The following is a 15533-nucleotide window of genomic DNA, read 5'->3' on the forward strand; positions in this document are numbered from 1 at the left end:
AATCGCTGGCATGCTTCCGCCGCGCGCTGCTGATCGCGTTCCTCGACCGGCTGATGAGACCCGCCTGACGGTCGAAGCAGGCAATTGCTGCATGCTGTCGCTGACGACACCTCTGGCCCGCCTGTGACCTTGTGAACGACCCGCGAAGGAGATCTCGATGGTGACCGATCCGACTCCCGGACCGACTGCTTCGACGCGCGCGCTGCCGCAGTCGGTCCTGATGCCGCTGACCGGCGCGGCGATCTTCCTGGTGGTCCGGATCGAACCGGGCGGCGAGGAGGCCACCCGAGCGTTGCTGGAGCGCGTCACCGGGCTGACTCGCTCGGTCGGCTTCCGCATCCCGGCCGGCACCCTGTCGTGCGTCACGAGCATCGGCTCCGACGCGTACGACCGCCTCTTCAGCGGTCCCCGGCCCGCCAAGTTGCACCCGTTCATCGAACTGGAAGGGGCCAAGCATCGCGCGGTCTCGACACCGGGCGACCTGCTGTTCCACATCCGCGCCGGTCAGCTCGACATGTGCTTCCAGCTGGGCCAGCAGATCATGAACAAGCTCGGCAGCGCGGCCACGGTGATCGACGAGGTCCACGGCTTCAAGTACTTCGAGATGCGCGACCTGCTCGGCTTCGTCGACGGGACCGAGAACCCCACCGGCGAGGAGGCGAACGAGGCGGTGCTGATCGGCGCCGAGGACCCGGACTTCGCCGGCGGCAGCTACGTGATCGTGCAGAAGTACCTGCACGACATGGCCGCCTGGAACGCGCTGAGCGTCGAGCAGCAGGAGCTGGTGATCGGCCGGACCAAGCTCGACGATATCGAGCTGCAGGACGACGTGAAGCCGTCCAACTCGCACATCGCGCTGAACGTGATCGAGGACGAGGACGGAAACGAGCTGCAGATCCTGCGCGACAACATGCCGTTCGGCACCATCAGCACGCAGGAGTCCGGCACCTACTACATCGCTTACGCCAAGGATCCGGCTGTCACCGAGCTGATGCTGCGGCGGATGTTCCTCGGCGAGCCCGAGGGCAACTACGACCGCATCCTCGACTTCTCCACCGCGGCCACCGGCACCCTCCTCTTCGTCCCCACCGCCGACTTCCTCGACAACCTGCCGCCTGCCCCCTGACCTGCCGCGTTCCCTGGCGCCACCAGACGCCACGGAAACGCGACCACTCGGTCGGATCGGTTACTCGCCGAAGGGCAGCTCTGGATCACGGTGGCGGTTCCGTTGGCGTGACCGACGGCGTACAGGTACGCCGACCGGGTGTCCTTGTCGATGCCGACCAGGAGGGTCCCTGCGTCCCGCACTTCTCGGCGATCAGACTCTCGAAGCCTTGCCAGGTCCCACTGCGGACGATCTTCACCACCGGCTTCATCGGCGAACTGGTCGGGATCCGGACCGTGTAGAGCGTGCCGCCGCGCAGGTTCATCAGGAAGGTGTCTTACGTCCGGGTCTTGCTATCAGTGCCATCGACTTCACCGAAGAGAAGCCGTACGAGCCGGAGCTGTGCCAGACGCCTTTGGTGTCGACGGTCCAGCGGAACAGCTTCCCGTCGTTGCGCAGGCCGTACGCGTTGTGTCGGTAGAAGCTGGTGGGCGGCGCCCAGTACTGCGCGTCCTCGAACGCGACGAAGGTGCCCCAACGACCCCCGAGCCGCTCGAGCTGGGGCGCTCCTTCGAGCTGGAAGTCGGTTCCGGTGTTGTAGCTACTGCGGTACATGGAGTCACCGATGACGACCCAGCCGTCGACATTGGTGTTGGCGATGGCCGGCTCGTACACGAGGGTGCTGCTGAGTCGAGGCGGTGCGGCGTACACGTCGGCGGTGACCCACCACGGCTCGACCGTCGGCGGCACCGTCGCGGTGGCTTGTCGCCGTACCTGGTCGCCGCCTGCCGTGACGGATCCCAGGCTGAGGCCGCAGGCAGCTGCGGCTGTGGTCGACCCCTCCGCGACCAACGGTGCCGCAGCTGCCGAGCCCGGCGCCAGGCCCGCCGACAACAGGACCAGTCCTGCAACGGCGGAGCCACCTCGAATGCCCTTCCCAGCCGCCATTTCTCTCCCCCGAGATTTGGCTTGTGCGCGCCTGCCGGCGCGCAAAAGAGGTGTGCTTCTACTGGGCTTGATGCGTCCTTCGCGCCGGAAGTTGCGTCATTCGCCGAGGAGCATGGGCGCGTCGCCGGGCCTTATCGCCCTGCCAGCTGGAGCCGCGGACCCGCTGGTTGAGCAGATGCCAGGCTTGATGCGGTCCGCGGCGGAAAGTTATGCGGTCGGGCGGATGACCCGGGCTGCCGGGAAATGTCGGTGGGTTGGGTGAGACTGGGGTCATGTTGCTCGCTGATGTGGTCGCCACGTCGACCTCGTTGAGTCAGACCCGGTCGCGCCGCGCCAAGGCCGACCTGATCGCGACGCTGCTGACCACCGCGACCGAGGCGGTGGAGACGGAGATCGTCGTGACGTACCTGTCCGGCGAGCTGCGCCAGCGCCGTACGGGCGTGGGCTGGCGCACGCTGGCGGAGGCGCCCGAGCCGGCGGAGACTCCCTCGCTGACGATCGAGGAGGTCGATCAGGCATTCGCCGAGCTGTCCGAGATCGCCGGAGCGGGATCGCAGGCCAAGCGGCGGGCGGGGGTCGACGCGCTGTTCGGCCGCGCGACCAAGGAGGAGCAGAAGTTCCTCCGTTTCCTGGTGAGCGGCGAGTTGAGGCAGGGCGCGCTCGACGGCGTAATGGCCGATGCGGTCGCCAAGGCCACCGGCATCCCGCTGGAGAAGATCCGCGCCGCCACTATGCTCCGCGGCGCGGCGGCCCCGGTCGCGGTCGCCGTACTGACCCAGGGCGAGGCCGGGCTCGATCAGTTCGGCTTGGAGGTCGGACGGGGTGTGCAGCCGATGCTCGCGCAGTCGGCGACCAGTATCGCCGAGGCGATGGCGAAGACCGGGACGCCGGCGGCGATCGAGTGGAAGCTCGACGGGATCCGGATCCAGGTGCACCTCGACGGCGACCGGGTGGTCGTCTACACCCGCACGCTCGACGACATCACCAGCCGGGTGCCCGAGGTGGTCACCGCCGTGCTGGAGCTGAAGGCGGACAAAGTCGTCCTCGACGGCGAGCTGATCGCGCTCCGCCACGACGGCCGCCCGGAGGCGTTCCAGGTCACCGGTTCCCGTACGGCGACCCGCGCCGCGACCGGTCCCGAGACGGTCCCGCTGACCCCGTACTTCTTCGACATCCTGCACCTCGACGGGCACGACCTGCTCGGCCTCGACAGCACCGAGCGGCACGAGTGGCTGAGCAGCATCGTGCCCGAGGAGCGGCGGATCCCGCGGTTCGTGACCGAGGACGCCGAGGCTGGCGAGGCCTTCTTCACCGACGCGGTCAAACGCGGCCACGAAGGCGTGATGGTGAAGTCCCTGACCGTGCCGTACGAGGCCGGCCGCCGGGGTTCCGGCTGGGTCAAGGTGAAGCAGACGCACACCCTCGACCTGGTGGTGCTCGCCGCGGAATGGGGTCACGGGCGCCGTACCGGGTGGCTGTCGAACCTGCACCTGGGCGCGCTGGACGAGGCGACCGGCGAGTTCGTGATGCTCGGGAAGACGTTCAAGGGGCTGACCGACGAGCTGCTGCGCTGGCAGACCGAGAGGTTCCAGCAGCTCGAGGTGAGCCGGGACGACTACACGGTCTACCTGCGCCCGGAGATCGTGGTCGAGATCGCGTTCGACGGGGTGCAGACCTCGACCAGGTATCCCGGCGGGATGGCGCTGCGCTTCGCCCGGGTGCTGCGGTATCGGGAGGACAAGACGGCCGAGCAGGTCGATACCGTGCAGAGTGTTCGTGCGATCCACCAACCCAGCGAAGGACCTGCCGATGACTGACCGCGATACCGAGCCCACTTCTCCGGCGATCGACCCGCAGTCGGTCGACCCCGACGTGGCCGCCCGGCGGTTGGCCCACGAATCGCTGGAGAAGGACGACCCGACCGCGTGGTTCGAGCGGCTCTACTCTGCCGCCGAGGACGGCCAGGCCGTCGTCCCGTGGGACCGCGGTGGGGCGCATCCGCTGCTGTCGGACTGGGTGCAGACGGCCGAGCCGGACGGCACCGGCAAGCAAGCCCTCGTGGTCGGCGCGGGCACCGGTTGGGACGCGGAACTGGTGGCCGACCTGGGCTACGAGACGACCGCGTTCGACATCTCCCCCACAGCGATCGAGACGGCCAAACGCGCTCACCCGAACACGAAGGCCACGTACCAGACCGCGGACCTGCTGAATCCGCCGACCGACTGGCATCGCGCCTTCGACCTGGTCGTCGAGATCTACACGGTGCAGGCCCTGCCGATCGCGCTGCAGGCCGAAGCCACGAAGCGGGTCGGCGAGTTCGTCCGGGTCGGCGGCTCCCTGCTGGTGATCGCGGCCGCCCGCGCCGACGACGAACCGGACTCGGCCGTCGAGGGGCCGCCGTGGCCGCTCACCCGAGCCGGCATCGACGCCTTCGCCATCGGCGACCTGCGCCTGATCCAGCTGGACCGGTCCCCCAGCCCGAACGACCCGGCCCTCTACCGCTGGAGGGCCGAATACCTCCGCGACTGAGCCGCGAGCCACTCGTCTGACGGCTGATCGGTGCCTGAGGCTGCCTCGAAATCCGGTTAGAACATATGTTCGATAATGAGATATCATCGGAGGTATGGCGGGGCGGACTGAGGCTGGGCCCACGGCTTTGCGGATCATGCTGGGAGCTCACCTGCGGCGACTGCGGGAGCAGGCCGGGGTGACCCGGTCCGACGCGGGCTGGGCGATCCGGGCCTCGGAGTCGAAGATCAGCCGGTTGGAGCTCGGCCGGGTCGGCTTCAAGCAGCGCGACGTCGAGGACCTGCTCAGCCTGTACGACGTGCGCGACCAGCGCGAGCGGGATCGCTTGCTGAAGCTGGCCATGGACGCGAACGACCGAGGCTGGTGGCATCGCTACGGAGACGTCACCCCCGACTGGTTCGACGCGTACCTCGGGTTGGAGGCGGCCGCGGAGCTCATTCGCACCTACGAGATCCAGTTCGTGCCCGGCCTGCTCCAGACCCCGCAGTACACCCGGGCCGTGGCGCGGCTGACGGCGGGCGGCGACCGGTCGGAGGCCGAGATCGAGCGGTTCGCCGCGTTGCGGGAGACGCGTCAGGCCGTGCTGGAGCGGGATCCGCCGCTGAAGCTCTGGGCGGTCATCGAGGAGTCGGTGCTCTGGCGGCCGATCGGCGGCGAGCAGGTGCTGCGTGACCAGCTCAGCGCATTGATCGACGCGGTCCACCGCCCCAACGTCACGCTGCAGATCATCCCGCTCGGCAGCGCCGGACATCCGGCGACCGGTGGTGCATTCAGCATCCTGCGGTTCCCCCAGGCCGACCTGCCGGACGTGGTCTACCTCGAGCACCTGACCAGCGCGCTGTATCTCGACAAGCGCGACGATCTCGACGCCTACACCCAGGTCCTCGACCTGATCGCCGCGAGCGGTCCCCCGCCGCAACAGGCCGAGGAGCAGCTCGCCGCCATCCTCGCCCAGCTCAACGAGGACGCAGGGCACTAGATTGCCTTTGTCGAGGGTGTCCTGATCCGCCTCTGCCGTTCGTCGGTCGGGTGTGAGGAGGAACTGTGAAGTACCTACTGCTGATCTGTGGTGACGAATCCGCGGCGGTCCACGCCAGCGACGGCTGTGAAGGCTGGTCGGAGGAGATGACGAGCCGGGGCGTGGTGGAGGGCGGCGCCGGGCTGGCGCCGCCGAGTGATGCGACCACCGTCCGCGTTCGTGACCACCAGGTGCTGCTGACCGACGGCCCCTTCGCCGAGACCAAGGAGCAGGTCGGCGGCTTCTGCCTGATCGACTGCGAGGACCTGGACGAAGCGATCGAGATCGCCTCGAAGCATCCGGCGGCCCGCTACGGCACGATCGAGATCCGTCCGCTGCTGACCGGCCCGCCGCCTGACCTGTCGTGATCGAGGAGGCCGTCGCAGCGGCTTTCCGGGACGAGTGGGGTCAGGTCGTCGCCACCCTGATCCGGGTGACCGGTGACTGGGACCTGGCCGAGGAGTGCGCCCAGGACGCGTTCGCGACCGCGCTGGAGCGGTGGCCGCGGGACGGGATCCCCGACCGTCCGGGCGCCTGGCTGACCACCACGGCTCGCAACCGCGCCATCGACCGGCTGCGCCGCGAGGCGGTGGGTGCTGCCAAGCTCAAGGAGGTTGCCGCGATGACGTACGAACCGACTCCGGCCGATGACAGCGGCGCGCTGGACGACGACGCCTTACCGGATGACGCTGTTCCGGATGATCGGCTGCGGTTGATGTTCACGTGTTGCCATCCGGCCTTGTCGCCGGAGGCTCGGGTCGCTCTCACTCTTCGCACGCTCGCGGGGCTCAGTACGGCGGAGATCGCCAGCGCGTTCCTCGTCAGCGAGCAGACGATGGCCAGACGCCTCGGGCGCGCCAAGCAGAAGATCCGGAACGCCGCCATCCCGTACCGCGTACCGCCCGCGCATCTCCTTCCCGAGCGAACTCCCGCAGTGCTCGCCGTGCTCTACCTGCTCTTCAACGAGGGGTACTCCGCGAGCGCCGGAGCAGACCTCGTACGCCGGAGCCTCAGCGCCGAGGCGATCAGGCTGGCCCGGGTCCTCGCGACCCTCATGCCGGACGAGCCCGAGGCGTTCGGGCTGCTCGCGCTGATGTTGTTCCACGAGGCCCGGAGCGACGGTCGACTCACCACCTCCGGCGAACTGGTGCCGCTCGAGGAGCAGGACCGGAGTCGCTGGGACCGCGTCAGGATCGCGGAGGCCGAGGCGCTGCTCGAGGGAGCCCTGCGCCGAAGGGATCCGGGGCCGTACCAGATCCAGGCGGCGATTGCGGCCTGTCACGCGGTCGCCGAGCAGGCCGGCGACACCGATTGGGCGCAGATCGCCGGGTTGTACGACCAGCTCTACCGGATCGCGCCGACCCCGGTGGTTGCGCTCAACAGGGCCGTGGCGATCGGGATGGCCGAAGGTCCCGAGGCAGGACTGCTGCTCGTCGAGGACCTCGCCGCCTCGGGCGCGCTCGCCGACTACCACCTGCTGGCCGCCACGCGAGCAGATCTCCTTCGCCGGGCTGGCCGGCACAGCGAGGCGGTGACCGCCTATCGGGAAGCCCTCACCCAGGCCGGCACCGACGGGGAACGCTCGTTCCTGCAACGACGGATCCGAGAAGTCTCCGCCTGACCTGTCCGTCCGCGTCGTCCCCGTTCGTCGGTGGGGTGACGACCTGAGAAGGGAAGGACTATGACCGAGGCCGATATCAGACGGCTCATCGCCGCCGAGCGAAGCGAGATGGCGGCACTCCTGAGGGAGCTGTCTGCCGACCAGTGGGACGCACCGACGCTCTGCGAGGGATGGCGGGTCCGTGAGGTCGTCGCGCACCTGACGATGCCGTACCGCTACTCGACGCCGCGCTTCCTGTTCGAGCTCGCCAAGTCCCGCGGCAGATTCAACCCGATGTCCGACCGGCTCGCCCGCCAGGACGCGGCCGCTCTGACTGCGGACGAACTCGTTGCCACGCTGGAGGCCAACGTGAATCACCCGTGGAAGCCACCGGGCGGCGGCTACGAAGGCGCCCTGTCGCATGACGTGATCCACGGCCTGGACATCACCGTCGGCCTGGGGCTCGACCGCCAGGTGCCGGCGGAACGGCTGAGCGTCGTACTGGGCGGGCTGTCACCCAAGCACCTCAAGTACTTCGGCGTGGACCTGACCGGGACCGAGCTGCGCGCCGACGACCTCGACTGGACCTACGGATCCGGCCGCCCGGTGTCGGGCTCGGCTCAGGATCTTCTCCTGACGGTCTGCGGACGCACCCTCCCGGCGGGCCGCCTGCGAACGTCGTGATCAGTCACCAAGCCCGGGCGTGGATGAGCTGGGTCGACACCTGGCCCGTCCTGAACAGCTCACGCATCCGCCGGTTCTGCTCCTCCGCCTCCTGGAACCGCGGATCGTCTCCGTGAGCCTCGCGGATCACCTGATCGACCCGCCCCGCCCGCTCGGTCCACGACGACGGCACGTCCTCCGGAGCGGTGATCTGTTCGACCACCGAGAACTGCGCATTCGTCAGTACTGCGACCAACTCCTGTTGGCTCGGGAACGAATTGCCCTCGGGAGCCGGCTTCGGATCCGCCGTTTGCGCGACCAGCACGAGCAACCCCAACGGACCTCCGGGGATCAGCAGGCGGTGCAACTCACGCAGCAACTCGTACTTCTCGTCGACCGTGCACAACACGCCCAGCGACCAGGCAGCATCGACGCACATGCTCCGCAGCGGTAGCGCGAGCCCGTCGGCAAGAATCGCCGACAGGCCGAACAGACGCCCCGCCGCTCGGCACGCGCCCGGCATCGGATCGACCAGCACCGGGCGTACGCCGTACCGTCGCCTGGCCCAGGCGGCTGGTCCGCCGACTCCTGCGCCGAGGTCCAGCAACCGCGTGCCGGAGGAGAGTTGGCACGCCTCGGCCAACCAGGCCAAGGCGGTCGGGCTGGCGCTGCCGCGGCAGCCGGCCGGGATGGCGTGGTCGAGTCCGAGCCGTTCGACCGCCTCCGCGGTCCAGCCGGCAAAGTCATCGAACTCGACGTCCATCGCCGAGCCGCCGGACATCAGCCGATCGCTTTGAGCAGCGCCTCGTTGAAGGCGACCTTCTTGCTGTCTGCCATGGCTGATCCTCTCTGGTGTTGGACCGCGGCCGGTACCCGGGCGACCGTCCGCCCACACCTCATTCTGCGCGTGATCTCAGGCTTGGGAGGTGTGCCGGATCAGCGCCGGCACGAAGAGGTCCCAGAGACCGCGCGGTACGCCGTGGCCACAGCCCTCGAGGATCAGTAGTTCGGCCCCGGGGATCGCGTCGCGCAGGGCTTCGCCGTGAGCGAGTGGGAGCAGCGGGTCGAGGTCGCCGTGCACCACCAGCGTCGGCGCGGTGATGTCGCCGAAGCCACCACCCACGGGTCCGTCGACCTTGGCCAGGAAGTGATTCGTCATGGTCGACTCGGGATTGCGCGCGCGGGCGACATCCTGCTCCACCAACCGCCGGGTCGCCTGCTCGTCGAAGTACGGCGAGCCGCCCGCCTCGCGCTCCGCCGAGCGTACGACGTACTCGACCACCGAAGCACGATCCGCGAAATCAGGAGTCGGTAGGTCGAAATCGCCCGTCGGCGGCGGGAGATCGTCGGCGCCGGTGGAGGTGGAGACGAAGGTGAGTGAGGCGACCCGGTCGCGATGGTCGACACCGAGGATCAGCGCGACTCCGCCGAACATCGACTGAGCGACGACGTGGGCACAGTCGATGCCGAGCGCGTCGAGGATGCCGACCGCGTCCTGGGCGAGGTCGCCGAACGAGTACTCCGGTCGCCCCGGCGGGTAGGTCGTCGATCGACCGGTGTCGCGGTTGTCGAACCGGATCACGAACCGGTCGCCGGCCGCGATCCGCGAGCACAGGTCCTCCTCCCACCACAGCATCGAGGCGGCCGCGCCCATGATGAGCAGGATCGCCGGATCGGCGGGGTCTCCGAAGGTCTCGACACACAACTCGGCACCGTTGACCTGGAATGCGGGCATGCCATGACGCTAGACCCGCGACTCGATCGTGAAAAGCGATTGCTTCTGATCATGACGATCGCCCCTGCCGATACTTTGCCGCTACCGTGAAAGGCATGTTCGAGCTTCGCCATCTGGCCGCGCTGGCAGCCGTCGCCGACGAGGGGTCGTTCGGCCGCGCGGCCGCCCGGCTCGGCTACACCCAGTCCACGGTGAGCCAGCAGATCGCCGCACTGGAGAAGACCGCCGGCGGTGCGCTCTTCGACCGGCCGGGTGGTCCGAACGCCGTCCGGATCACCCCGCTCGGCGCTGTCGTCCTGGCGCACGGACGGGAGTTGTTGGCGAAGGCCGAGGCGATGACGGCCGCCGTGGATCGCTTCCAGGCAGGTGACAGCCGGATCGACATCGGCACTTTCCAGAGCGTTTCCAGCACGCTGCTGCCGCCGATCATCCGGCGCCTCCGGGACGAGCACCCGGGCTGCGACCTCCGGCTGGTCGAGGCGGAGCTGGACCAGCCGGAGGTGGGCGACCTGGATCTGCTGTTCTTCGACGGCCGGCCCGGCGGCGGCACGGAGTACAGGAAGTTGCTCGACGACCGCTATGTCCTCGTTGCCCGCCAAGGTGACTTCCCCGCTGGGCCGGTCCGGCTGAAGCAACTCGACGGGTTGCCGCTGGTTGCCTATCCCCCGATCTGTGATCAGGGGCGGATGGAGAACGCCCTTCAGAACAAGGGGATCCGGCCGACGATCGTCTTCCGGACCGCGGGCAACGAAGCGCTCCTCTCGATGGTGCGGGCAGGTCTGGGAGCCGCTTTGATGCCGCTGCTCGCGGCGCGGGGTGCGGGCGCGTTCAACCCAGGCCTAGTTGCCGATGGCAACCATTCTGGCGCCGCTGCGTACCTGGCGGGCGACCAGGAGCTGCTGACCGTGCACGAGCTTCGCCCGGCGCTGCCGCCGCGCGAGATCTTCCTGCTCTGGAAGGCCGGCCGCACCCAGTCCCCACTCGCTCGTCGCGCCATCGAGGTCAGCGTCGCGATCGCCGCGGACACCACATCAGCCCTTGACAGCGCGTGCCCGAGTGACGACTAGTTGTCACGTTACAGCCCAAGAAGGTGCGGCGTGCGCTGATGGGCGCACGCCGCACGTTCAGCACCGCGAGGAAAGCCTGCGAACGCCGTCGAGCCGAACCCCCAGCAAGCTGAGGATCAGCCCACGGCCGCTTCGTCAGTCCTGGTAGAGACGCGACCAGGACGGCGAAGTGCGACCAGAGCCCTGCCATCCACACTATGCGGCCACACTACGGCCTTGGCGGAATGTCAGCTGACGGTGAGGACCTTCGAGGCACGTCAATCCAAGGCGAGCTGCGGTGGCCTGTCGAATAGCCCCCAGCACTCGCCCCGATCCGCGAATGCTATCGACAGACCACCACCGTCAGCGCTCCGGCCGTTGCAACTTCCTGCAACTCTTCGGCAAACAACTCGCCGAACTACTCGGGCACCCAGATCAGGCCGAGCAGCTTGACCGTCTGCTTGCCCGCGATGCCGTCGGCGTCCTGGCCGCGCCAGCCCTGGGCGAGCTGGAACTTCTGCACCGCCTGCTTGGTGCCCGGCAGGTAGTCACCGGTCGGCTTGGGCGAACGGATGCCGATGCCGTGATTCATCAGCGCGCGCTGCAGATTCCAGACGCTGTCGGAGTCCAGCTGCCCGAGATGCATCTTCGACTTGAACACCTTGCCGCCCTGCTTGAAGGCCTTGCCGTCCGGTTGGGCCAGGTCGTTCTTCACCATCACCTTGCCGAGCGGCAGGTCCCGGCCCTGCAGGATCGTCGTCCAGCCCAGCCAGCGCGCCTTGCTCCAGCTCTCGGTGATCCGGGACAGCGGCACGATGTCGATCCGGTCCCGCTTGACGATGTCGTTGCTGGCGATCTGCGGTACGCCGTTGCGGTACTCGACCACGATCGCCACGTGTCCCTCGGCCGACGGGCCCTGCCAGAAGCAGGGCGCCCCGACCGGCGGCAGCTTGTCCGCGTGCCGGCCCTTCTTCGGAATGGAGTTCCACTCCAGCTGGGCCGACCCGTCCTGGGCCGGAAGGTCCCACGCCGACCTGACGAACACGAGGCAGCGCCTCCGCCACCCCACGTCGCCCTTCTTCCCCTTCGCCCACACCACCGCGTCCGTTGCTGTTCTCATTTCGTCCCCCTGAGTCCGGCACCCCTCCCCCTGAGCAGTGCCAGAACCAGCGTCTCCACCGGTCTTCAGCCAGCCTTAAAGCAACCAAGAGCCAGTCTTCAGGCGCTTCCGGGGCGAGGGCGAGTGAGGCCGAGACATGCCTCAGGGCCCGCCCTCCGTCGATTCGCCCGGGCAGGCCCTGAGTGTTCTCGGGTGGTCAGCCTGCGCGGAGCACGCTGACCCGAGGCGTCAGCTCAGCGCGGTACGTCGCCGCGCCAGGCGCCGGTCTCGCCGCCACGCTCCTCGATGAAGGTCTTGAACCGCTCCATGTCGCCCTTGACCCGGCCGTCGATCACGCCGAGCTTGTCGCCGACCGTCTCCAGGAACCCGTCCGGGTCGATGTCCATCTGCGCGGTCACCCGCGTGCTGGTGTCAGTCAGCTTGTGGAACGTCACCACGCCGGCGTGCTGCGGACCGGAGTCGGACTTCCAGGCCACCCGCTCGTCCGGGTGCTGCTCGGTCACGGTGGCGTCGAACTCCCGCGTCGCCCCGCCGACCTTGACCACCCAGTGGTTGTGGGTGTCGTCGAGCTGACGGATCTCCTCGACGCTGTCCATGAACTGCGGGAACGACTCGAACTGCGTCCACTGGTTGTACGCCGTGGTCACCGGGACGTCGACGTCGATCGACTGGGTGATGCTGCTCATCCGAATGCCTCCTGAGGTGGCTCGTTGGTGGCTCGTTGGTGGCTTGGTGTGGACGAACCCCCGGTACCCGCCGCCACCAGACCGACGCGGAACCTCTGCGTGCTCCCGATCACGCCCCACGGCAAGTCCCCGCTTTCCGGGCTGTTGCTTCCGACCTCCTCACAGCAGTCGGCCTACACCGAGCCTGGGACCGCGCCGAACTCGTGATGGCGCAGTGAACCGGCAGCCCCAGCGGCGTCCGGGACCGTCTCCGCGCAGACCGAGGCAGCGATAATGACCTGCGACGTCGGGCGACGGCGATTAAGGTCGTGAATCCCTCTCCAGTAAGGGATTTCCGTTGTCTGTGACCTCCTGGATCACCCGTGCGGAGACTGCTGCCGATGTGGCAGCCATCCGTGACGTCAACCTGCAAGCGTTCGGCAATGATTACGAGCCGGACGTGATCGAGAAACTGCGCGCCGATCCGGCCTCGTGGTTGCCCGGGTTGTCGATCGTCGCGACCAGCGAGGACGGCAAGGTCGTCGGCCACGTCCTGCTCAGCCGCTGCCGCATCGACGAGACGCCCGCAGTCGCACTCGGACCTTGCGCTGTCCTCCCCGACTATCAGAAGCAAGGCGTCGGCAGTGCTGTCATCCGTACTGCGCTGGCCGCGGCGCGGGCTCAGGGCGAGCACCTCGTCGTGCTGCTGGGTCATCTCGAGTACTACCCACGTTTCGGCTTCAGGCCTGCCTCGACCTTCGGGATCGACGCCGCTTCTGTCGAGAGCGGCCCCCACCTGATGGCGCTCCCCCTCGACGACACTCCTGTTCCCGCCGGCACGATCCACTACCCACCGCCCTGGGGCCTCTGAACCGGCCTTCCGTATACAAACCGCCCTCACCCTCCCTGCACCAGAGGTCGGTCAGCGTCGAGGCGAGAGGGCTGCGACCAGCCCGCCGGCCGGCATCCGCCACGGACTATCAGCGGGCCGACCAGCTCCGTCGCGCCCGGGTTGCCGAGCATCTCCTCCGCATCCCGCCCTCGGCCCACCTGCCTCGCGGCACCGTTGGATAACTGTCCAATAACGCTCAGAACCAGGCTCGGCGTCCGATTACTGGACGATTGTTCCGCCAATCGGAACATTCATCAGCGGGTCCCGCCCGACCGCGCGCAGACATGGCGGAATCGCCGACGGCCCTCGCGGCGGCCGACGGCGGGTGGTTGCGGCCTCTCCAGGAGGTGTCCCCGCGAAAAGGTTGAGACAAACTCGCCGAATCACTTGCGCTCCTGCCTTGTATACATGAAACAGTCTGCAGAACCGCTCATTCAGGAGACCGAAAATGCCCCGTCGAACTCCCTCGTCACTGAACCGCTCCAGCCGGCTCCCCCGTCTCCGCCTCGGTGTGGGGCGCATCGGCTCCTTCCGAACCGCCCCGGTCGGCGCCGCGGTCGCGGTGGTCGTGCTGGCCCTCGTCGGTACCGCGTGCTCGTCCGTCGAACCTGCCGGAGAACAGCCGAGCGCGCAGAGCTCGGCGGACCAGGATGTCTTCGGCGAGCCCGCGGACGCGGCGCAGGTGAAGGACGGCGGCACGCTGACGGTCGCCCTGTCCGCGGACCCGGACAAGCTCGACCCGTCGCTGTCGCGCAGCCTCTACTCGCGGTACGTGTTCCACACGATGTGCGAGAAGCTCTACGACCTCGGCCCGGACGCCAAGATCGTGCCGCAGCTCGCCACCGCGCTGCCGACCATCTCCCCCGACGGTCTGAGCCTGACCATCCCGCTGCGCGAAGGCGTGAAGTTCGCCGACGGAGGCACGCTCGACTCGAACGCCGTGAAGGTGTCGATCAACCGGGGTCTCACCATCACCGGCTCCGGCCGCAAGAGCGAGCTCGGTCCGATCACCTCGATCGAGACGCCGGACGCCAAGACCGTGGTGATCAAGCTGTCCAAGCCGTTCGCCCCGCTCACCGCGGCGCTGGCGGACCGGGCCGGCATGGTGCTCAGCCCGGCCGCGGTCAGCAAGCTCGGCGACAACTTCTCCACCGCGCCGGTCTGCGTCGGTCCGTTCAAGTTCGCCAGCCGGGTCGCGCAGAACTCGATCAAGGTGGTCAAGGACCCGCTGTACTACGACGCCGCCAAGGTGCACCTGGACGCGATCGAGTACCGGATCATCACCGACTCCAGCATCCGCTCGGCCAACCTCCGCTCGGGTGACGCGCAGATCGCGGACTCGCTGTCGACCCAGGACGCGCCGACGCTGCAGAAGGATGCCAGCATGACCGTCCTGCAGTCGCAGTCGCTCGGATACCAGGGCCTGACGATCAACATCGGCAACGCGAACGGCGTCGGCAACCCGAAGAAGCAGCTCGACAGCCCGATCGCCAAGGACCCGCGGGTCCGCCAGGCGCTCGACCTGTCGATCGACCGGGCGGCTCTGGTCAAGACGATCTTCAACGGGCTGAACACGGTCGCCTGCTCGCCGATCTCGCCGAAGAGCGAGTTCACCTCCGACGCCGCCCAGGTCTGCCCCCCGCACGACCCGGCCAAGGCCAAGGAACTCCTCGGCCAGGCAGGCGTCACCACGCCGTACAAGGTCGAGATGATCACGTCCAACAACCCGGACAGCCTGCGGTTGGCGCAGGCCTTGCAGGCGATGGTCAAGGACGGTGGGTTCGAGCTGGTGATCAAGCCGGTCGAGTACGCCTCGCTGCTCGACCAGCAGGACCGCGGTGACTTCGAGCTGCTGCAGCTCGGCTGGTCCGGCCGGGTCGACCCGGACGCGAACATCTTCAACTTCGTCGGCAGCGAGGGCAGCCAGAACGTGGCCGGCTACAGCAGCCCCGAGGTGGACAAGCTGCTCACCGACGCCCGGCAGTCGAAGGACCAGTCCGAGCGGGTCAAGCTGTACGGCGACGTGGTCACCAAGCTGCAGCAGGACGACCCGCTGATCTACATGTACCGGCAGCGCAACCTGACGGGCGTCTCGAAGAAGGTGCTCGGCGTGCAGACCTACCCGGACGGCGTGATCCGCACCGCGTTCGCCGCCTACGCCAAATGACGGCGCGGATGCCGGCACACAGCTCGGCTGACCGATGGCAGGGAG

The 15533-nt window shown here is 68.3% G+C and carries 16 protein-coding genes; 11 read left to right on the plus strand and 5 right to left on the minus strand.

The features are described 5' to 3' along the window. Positions 1-157: 157 nt before the first annotated feature. Both EV644_RS29670 and EV644_RS44750 read left to right on the plus strand, forming a co-directional pair. A complete protein-coding gene (locus EV644_RS29670) occupies positions 158-1126 on the plus strand; it encodes a Dyp-type peroxidase (protein ID WP_132192270.1) in 969 nt (322 codons plus the stop codon). A 107-nt stretch (positions 1127-1233) separates the two neighbouring features. Beyond that, a complete protein-coding gene (locus EV644_RS44750; RefSeq protein WP_158292959.1) occupies positions 1234-1407 on the plus strand; it encodes a hypothetical protein in 174 nt (57 codons plus the stop codon). A gap of 22 nt (positions 1408-1429) precedes the next feature. Here EV644_RS44750 and EV644_RS29675 read toward each other — a convergent pair whose 3' ends face one another. After that, the gene (locus EV644_RS29675; RefSeq protein WP_132192271.1) at positions 1430-2053 is read right to left on the minus strand and encodes a hypothetical protein; all 624 of its coding nucleotides are present in this window, start codon (positions 2051-2053) and stop codon (positions 1430-1432) included. Between the two features lie 272 nt (positions 2054-2325). On the opposite strand from EV644_RS29675, the gene EV644_RS29680 reads away from it, so the two are divergent. The 6 genes from EV644_RS29680 (at position 2326) to EV644_RS29705 (ending at position 7884) form a co-directional block, all read left to right on the plus strand. Then, positions 2326-3870 carry an ATP-dependent DNA ligase gene (locus EV644_RS29680; protein WP_132192272.1) on the plus strand — a complete coding sequence of 515 codons (1545 nt, stop codon included), beginning with the start codon at positions 2326-2328 and terminating at the stop codon, positions 3868-3870. Then, on the plus strand, positions 3863-4582 hold the full coding sequence (locus EV644_RS29685; RefSeq protein WP_132192273.1) for a class I SAM-dependent methyltransferase: 720 nt from the start codon (positions 3863-3865) through the stop codon (positions 4580-4582). Before EV644_RS29680 ends, EV644_RS29685 begins: the two co-directional genes overlap by 8 nt. A 94-nt stretch (positions 4583-4676) precedes the next feature. Next, positions 4677-5561: a Sco1979 family transcriptional regulator gene (locus tag EV644_RS29690; RefSeq protein WP_132192274.1), complete on the plus strand. Its 885-nt coding sequence runs from the start codon at positions 4677-4679 to the stop codon at positions 5559-5561. Positions 5562-5626: 65 nt separating this feature from the next. Then, on the plus strand, positions 5627-5968 hold the full coding sequence (locus EV644_RS29695) for a YciI family protein (RefSeq protein WP_132192275.1): 342 nt from the start codon (positions 5627-5629) through the stop codon (positions 5966-5968). Beyond that, on the plus strand, positions 5965-7221 hold the full coding sequence (locus EV644_RS29700) for an RNA polymerase sigma factor (RefSeq protein ID WP_132192276.1): 1257 nt from the start codon (positions 5965-5967) through the stop codon (positions 7219-7221). Before EV644_RS29695 ends, EV644_RS29700 begins: the two co-directional genes overlap by 4 nt. A 60-nt stretch (positions 7222-7281) precedes the next feature. Continuing rightward, positions 7282-7884 carry a maleylpyruvate isomerase family mycothiol-dependent enzyme gene (locus EV644_RS29705; RefSeq protein ID WP_132192277.1) on the plus strand — a complete coding sequence of 201 codons (603 nt, stop codon included), beginning with the start codon at positions 7282-7284 and terminating at the stop codon, positions 7882-7884. A gap of 4 nt (positions 7885-7888) precedes the next feature. On the opposite strand, the gene EV644_RS29710 is transcribed toward EV644_RS29705, so the two are convergent. Next, the gene (locus EV644_RS29710) at positions 7889-8644 is read right to left on the minus strand and encodes an SAM-dependent methyltransferase (RefSeq protein WP_132192278.1); all 756 of its coding nucleotides are present in this window, start codon (positions 8642-8644) and stop codon (positions 7889-7891) included. 132 nt (positions 8645-8776) lie between these two features. Further along, positions 8777-9598: an alpha/beta fold hydrolase gene (locus EV644_RS29715; protein ID WP_132192279.1), complete on the minus strand. Its 822-nt coding sequence runs from the start codon at positions 9596-9598 to the stop codon at positions 8777-8779. Between the two features lie 95 nt (positions 9599-9693). Here EV644_RS29715 and EV644_RS29720 point away from each other — a divergent pair, with 95 nt between their 5' ends. Then, positions 9694-10665: a LysR family transcriptional regulator gene (locus EV644_RS29720; RefSeq protein WP_132192280.1), complete on the plus strand. Its 972-nt coding sequence runs from the start codon at positions 9694-9696 to the stop codon at positions 10663-10665. A gap of 397 nt (positions 10666-11062) precedes the next feature. On the opposite strand, the gene EV644_RS29725 is transcribed toward EV644_RS29720, so the two are convergent. Both EV644_RS29725 and EV644_RS29730 read right to left on the minus strand, forming a co-directional pair. Continuing rightward, on the minus strand, positions 11063-11764 hold the full coding sequence (locus EV644_RS29725) for a peptidoglycan-binding domain-containing protein (protein ID WP_132192281.1): 702 nt from the start codon (positions 11762-11764) through the stop codon (positions 11063-11065). Between the two features lie 233 nt (positions 11765-11997). Then, positions 11998-12450: an SRPBCC family protein gene (locus EV644_RS29730; RefSeq protein WP_132192282.1), complete on the minus strand. Its 453-nt coding sequence runs from the start codon at positions 12448-12450 to the stop codon at positions 11998-12000. A 343-nt stretch (positions 12451-12793) separates the two neighbouring features. Between EV644_RS29730 and EV644_RS29735 the strand changes: the two genes are divergently transcribed. Together EV644_RS29735 and EV644_RS29740 are read left to right on the plus strand one after the other, a co-directional pair. Continuing rightward, positions 12794-13300, plus strand: a complete 507-nt coding sequence (locus EV644_RS29735; protein ID WP_132192378.1) for a GNAT family N-acetyltransferase — start codon at positions 12794-12796, stop codon at positions 13298-13300. Positions 13301-13769: 469 nt separating this feature from the next. Continuing rightward, positions 13770-15488 (plus strand): ABC transporter substrate-binding protein, encoded by a 1719-nt coding sequence (locus tag EV644_RS29740; protein WP_132192283.1) that lies wholly within the window; start codon positions 13770-13772, stop codon positions 15486-15488. Positions 15489-15533: the final 45 nt, after the last annotated feature.

It is taken from the genome of Kribbella orskensis, from assembly GCF_004342085.1.
Classification (GTDB): domain Bacteria; phylum Actinomycetota; class Actinomycetes; order Propionibacteriales; family Kribbellaceae; genus Kribbella; species Kribbella orskensis.